This window comes from Exiguobacterium sp. E4787 (genome assembly GCF_018618375.1).
Taxonomy (GTDB): domain Bacteria; phylum Bacillota; class Bacilli; order Exiguobacteriales; family Exiguobacteriaceae; genus Exiguobacterium; species Exiguobacterium chiriqhucha.
Map to the genome: position 1 here is coordinate 1 of NZ_JACSLY010000028.1, position 4,529 is coordinate 4,529.

Here is a 4,529-nt window from a genome sequence, read left to right on the forward strand (position 1 = left end):
CGGTGACGGTGAACTCGCGGATGCGCTAGCCAAGATCAACGGGCGACCGAGAAAGTGCCTGGACTGGAAAACCGCACACGAGGCCTTCACCGAGGAAGTGTTGCGCTTAATTTGACAAACCGTCATAAAAATAACGGTATGAAAGACAGTTACATGCTAAAATAAAAATTGGTATTTTTATAAAAATGGTTGATGAAAGGTGTTAAGTCATGGAAGAGCAAAAGAAGCGAGTGAAAAAACGTCGTAAAAAGAGTTCCCCAGCGAAACGCATCGCAAAAATTGCGGGACTCGTAGTAGGGTTGTTCCTGCTCATCGGAGTCGGGGTAGCTACATATCTATATAATCAAGTCGATTCGACCGTCGAACGCTTGAACGAGTCGACGGGCCTTAGCCCGGAGCGTATGACAACGGAAGCCATCAACGATAAGAAGCCGATCTCGGTCCTTCTTCTCGGCGTCGACCGTCGTGCCGACGAGCAAGGTCGCAGCGACTCGATTATCGTCATGACGCTCAACCCGAACACGGATCAAAGCGCGATGCTCAGCATCCCGCGTGACACGAAGACGGAGATCGTCGGCAAAGAGACGTCTGATAAGATCAACCACGCCTATGCGTTCGGTGGAGCCGAGATGGCACTCGACACGGTCGAGAACTTGCTCGACATCCCGATCGATTACGTGGCCGAAGTTGATATGAAAGGCTTCCAAGACACGGTCGACCTTCTCGGCGGCGTCAACGTGACGAACAACTTGGCGTTCACGTCAGGTGAGCACACGTTCGAACCGGGCGCGCTCACGCTCAACGGTTCAGAGGCGCTCGCGTACACGCGCATGCGCTATGACGATCCGAGCGGAGATTTCGGTCGCCAAGAGCGCCAACGTGACGTCATCACGGCGCTCGTCAATAAAGGCAAAGACGACTTCTCGATCTCGAAGTTCAACAACATGCTCGACGTGCTCGGCAACAACGCAAAGACGAACATGACGTTCAAAGACATCCGGACGCTCTCGAGCGACTATATGGCTGCTTTCAAAAACCAGGACGTCCTTCGCCTCGAAGGAACGGGCGGGAAAGAAAGCGACGGCATCTATTACTGGAACCCGGACGCTGCTTCACTCGAAGACGTGAAGTCGTATCTCGGACAATTGATGGAACAGTGACGCATCGCCTCATCCAAAATCGGATGAGGCGTTTTAATATGTGCGATAATAAGAAGAAAAGGAGTGACCCCGCGTGCTCGACCGCCTGATCCGTCTCGTCATCGACGTTCGCCATCGGTTCAAGGACCATCACATCAACGACTACAGCGCGACGCTCGCGTTCTTTTGGTTTCTCGCCATCTTCCCGACGTTTGTCCTCTTGTTCGCCGTCATGGCGTGGTTCGGGATTGATGACGCCTTGTTAATCGAACAGATCGAGATTCTCATTCCGGGTTCGAGTGTTCGGGACATGCTGTCGATTGTCTATGACGTCAGCGGCAACATCAATGCCGGCCTCGTCTCAATCGGGGCCATCATCGCCGTCTGGTCGGCGTCGAACGGGACGGCCCGCCTCGTCAAGCTGACCGTGTTCGCTTACGGGGAAACGGAAGCCCGGAGCTATGTCGTTCGCCGGTTGATTGGTTTGCTCACGCTCATCGCCTTCAGCGTTGGTGCCGTCATCTTGATCATATTCCATATTTTCGGGCGGGAGTTCGTCGAGCTCATGTATACGTGGTTCCCACGGCTTGAGGACTTCGACCGACTGGCGACACTCACCCGGTATACGGTGTCGACGATCATCCTCATCTTCGCCTTCTCACTGTTTTATAAAATCGCCCCGCAGCAACGCGTCCGCTTCATCGAGACACTTCCAGGCGCCATTTTCGCCGTCATCTCTTGGCAGATGCTGTCGACAGGCTATAGTGTCTACGTCGACCGGTTCTCGATGTTTGGCGATACTTACGGGACGATCGGCATCGTCATCTTGCTCCAGATCTGGCTCTACTTGACGGCGGTGACGATGTTGCTCGGTGCCGAGATCATTGCGGCCTGGCCCGACCATATGCGGCGAACCCGTTATAAGACGCATTTTCCGTAAAAATTGAAAAGATATGGTTAGCATTTTTTTACAACGTGCTATAATACAACACGTGAAGCGGGAATTATATCCATATCTAACGATTTTGAAAGCAGGTGCACGCATGGCGAGACATAAGAAAAAATCACGCTGGAAAAAGGTGTTGGCGATCACGCTCGGCGTCCTGACGATTTTCCTCGTCGCCGGGGGGCTTGTTCGTCTGGTCGATGTACCGGGACGTCAACGAGACGGTGACGAAAGTGAATGACAATCTCGAAATCAGTCCGGAACGGAAACAAGTCGAGACGATTGAACAGAAGGAATCGGTATCGGTGTTACTACTCGGGATTGACCGCCGTGACGGGGAGCAGGGACGGAGTGATTCAATCATCGTCATGACGCTCAACCCGACGACGGACGAAGGCGCGATGCTCAGCATCCCGCGCGATACGAAGACGGAGATCGTCGGCAAAGGTATGAACGATAAAATCAACCATGCCTACGCGTTCGGTGGGGCTGAGATGGCGATGGATTCGGTAGAAGCGCTCTTGGATATTCCGATCGATTACGTCGTCGAGGCGGACATGGAGGCGTTCACCGAGGTCGTCGATGCGCTCGGTGGCATAACGGTGACGAACGACCTCGCCTTCTCCGCGGATGGTTATAACTATCCGATTGGACAGGTCGATTTGAACGGTGCCTCGGCGTTGTCATACGCCCGGATGCGTTATGAAGATCCGAACGGGGACTTCGGTCGCCAAGAGCGGCAACGTGCCGTCGTCGCGGCCATCGTCGAGAAAGGACGTTCCGATTTCTCGGTCGACAAAGTGACGAAGCTGTTAGACGTCGCCGGCAACCGGGCCAAGACGAACATCGAGTTCAATGAGCTCGTGACGTTGTCGACAGACTATATGAAGGCGTTCCGTAACGCCAGTACGCTCCGCATCGAAGGGTCGGGCGATCTGGAATCGGACGGTATCTATTACTGGAATCCGGATTCGGCCTCGCTCGCTGACGCCCAAGCCGAGCTGCAACGCTTGATGAACTAAGTCATTCCTCATGGGATGGCTTTTTTTTGCGTTTGAAAATCATGGTTCGGTGGGACTGATAAAGAGACACTGAGGAGGGATCACATGCTTTGGGAAACTGTTGAACCGATCATCAATCGATTAGAGGACGACCATACATCAGAAGACTGGCAGGAGCTGTTTACCAAATGGGATGGTCATCATTGGCACGATGGGGAAGGGGTGAGCGAGAAGACGAGCGTGCTCATGATTGACGCCAACGCCGTCACGACGGACGGGAGCCCGGATTTGGACGCGCTCCATGATCTGTTGAAGGAACACGTGCAGGCGTCGATTAGCGACTTGTATCTCGTGTCGCTGTTCCCGTATCCGGCCAAGCCGACCGATACGGCCATCAATCCTCGTATCCGGTTATACGAGGACCTCGGGCGCTTCAAGCACGAATTCGAGCTCATGTATGACACCGACCCGGATGTTTATAACGAGCTACAGTTCAATCTGCTTGAGGAGACGGATGCCTTCATCGAGCGGCTCGCCCAAGGTGCGACGAAGTTACGCGTCCACGTCCAGTCGTTCCGGGGCATGCCGGAGGAGAGCATTAAACGCGTCATTGAGCTCTGGCACGCGGTGCTCCATCACTATAAACCGCATGGGCAATTGACTCTCGCCTATGAAGGGGACGTCCAAGCGCTCGGCTCATACATCAGCGTCGCTGATGCCATCTGTCACTTTGATCTTGCGTCGCACACGATGCTGGCCTTCGCGCAAGGTGACGCCAAGAAGTTGTCCGACTGGGCGAACCGGATCGAGGCGCCAGGAGAAGGGAAGACGTACTTCAACTTCTTGTCGATTCACGAGCGTGACCCGTTCGAGAAGAACTTGATCGATCCGAGCATCGACATGATTCTCGCGGCCCATAGCATCTTGTTCTCGCTCCAAGGCATACCGACCGTTGATTATCGGACGCTGCTCGGTGTGCAGACACCGGTCGACCATGACGCGCTGATTCAAGAGCTGAAGACGGACCCGTATCGCCTGCAAGTATTCTCCGGCATTATCAGCCAGTTGAACGTCAAACGGACGCACCCGGCGTTCTCGCCTTATGCCGAGCAGCGAATCGATACGTCTGATAAGCGCGTCTTCACGGTCGAACGGAAAGGTGGAGGGGAGACGCTCATGCTGTATACGAACGTCAGCAATGAGCCGGTGACGGTGCAGACGAGCGGGACGAATCTGTTCACGGGTGAGTCGGTCGAGACGATTGAGTTGGATACCTTTGGATTTGCTTGGATCAAACAATAAAAAAACGAGTTCTCTAGACTGACCTAGCTATATGAGACACTAATAAAAACACCTTATTAGGCTGCCACCACACCATATTTTATCGGTGTGAGGTAGCCTAATTTTTCTTGGATACGCTCTTCGTTATAGTAAGTTAAGTAA

The 4,529-nt window shown here is 53.6% G+C and carries 5 protein-coding genes and 1 pseudogene; all 6 read left to right on the plus strand.

Going from position 1 to position 4,529, the window contains the following annotated elements; translation table 11 throughout:
- Positions 1–115: pseudogene (locus KNP80_RS15875) on the plus strand (IS30 family transposase); the annotation flags it as partial.
- Between the two features lie 94 nt (positions 116–209).
- The gene (locus KNP80_RS15625; protein ID WP_214720290.1) at positions 210–1,160 is read left to right on the plus strand and encodes an LCP family glycopolymer transferase; all 951 of its coding nucleotides are present in this window, start codon (positions 210–212) and stop codon (positions 1,158–1,160) included.
- A 73-nt stretch (positions 1,161–1,233) separates the two neighbouring features.
- Entirely contained in the window at positions 1,234–2,079 is an 846-nt protein-coding gene (locus KNP80_RS15630; RefSeq protein WP_214835077.1) for a YihY/virulence factor BrkB family protein, read from the plus strand.
- Between the two features lie 103 nt (positions 2,080–2,182).
- Entirely contained in the window at positions 2,183–2,326 is a 144-nt protein-coding gene (locus KNP80_RS15880) for a hypothetical protein (protein ID WP_251132413.1), read from the plus strand.
- A complete protein-coding gene (locus tag KNP80_RS15635) occupies positions 2,271–3,107 on the plus strand; it encodes an LCP family glycopolymer transferase (protein ID WP_251132414.1) in 837 nt (278 codons plus the stop codon). Before KNP80_RS15880 ends, KNP80_RS15635 begins: the two co-directional genes overlap by 56 nt.
- Before the next feature lie 84 nt (positions 3,108–3,191).
- Positions 3,192–4,388 carry an alpha-amylase family glycosyl hydrolase gene (locus KNP80_RS15640; protein ID WP_214835078.1) on the plus strand — a complete coding sequence of 399 codons (1,197 nt, stop codon included), beginning with the start codon at positions 3,192–3,194 and terminating at the stop codon, positions 4,386–4,388.
- Positions 4,389–4,529 lie beyond the last annotated feature (141 nt).

Bases quoted from the DNA above. Each gene is read 5' to 3' on its own strand.
- KNP80_RS15625 (WP_214720290.1), top strand. From the start codon at position 210: ATGGAAGAGCAAAAGAAGCGAGTGAAAAAACGTCGTAAAAAGAGTTCC.
- KNP80_RS15880 (WP_251132413.1), top strand. From the start codon at position 2,183: ATGGCGAGACATAAGAAAAAATCACGCTGGAAAAAGGTGTTGGCGATC.
- KNP80_RS15640 (WP_214835078.1), top strand. From the start codon at position 3,192: ATGCTTTGGGAAACTGTTGAACCGATCATCAATCGATTAGAGGACGAC.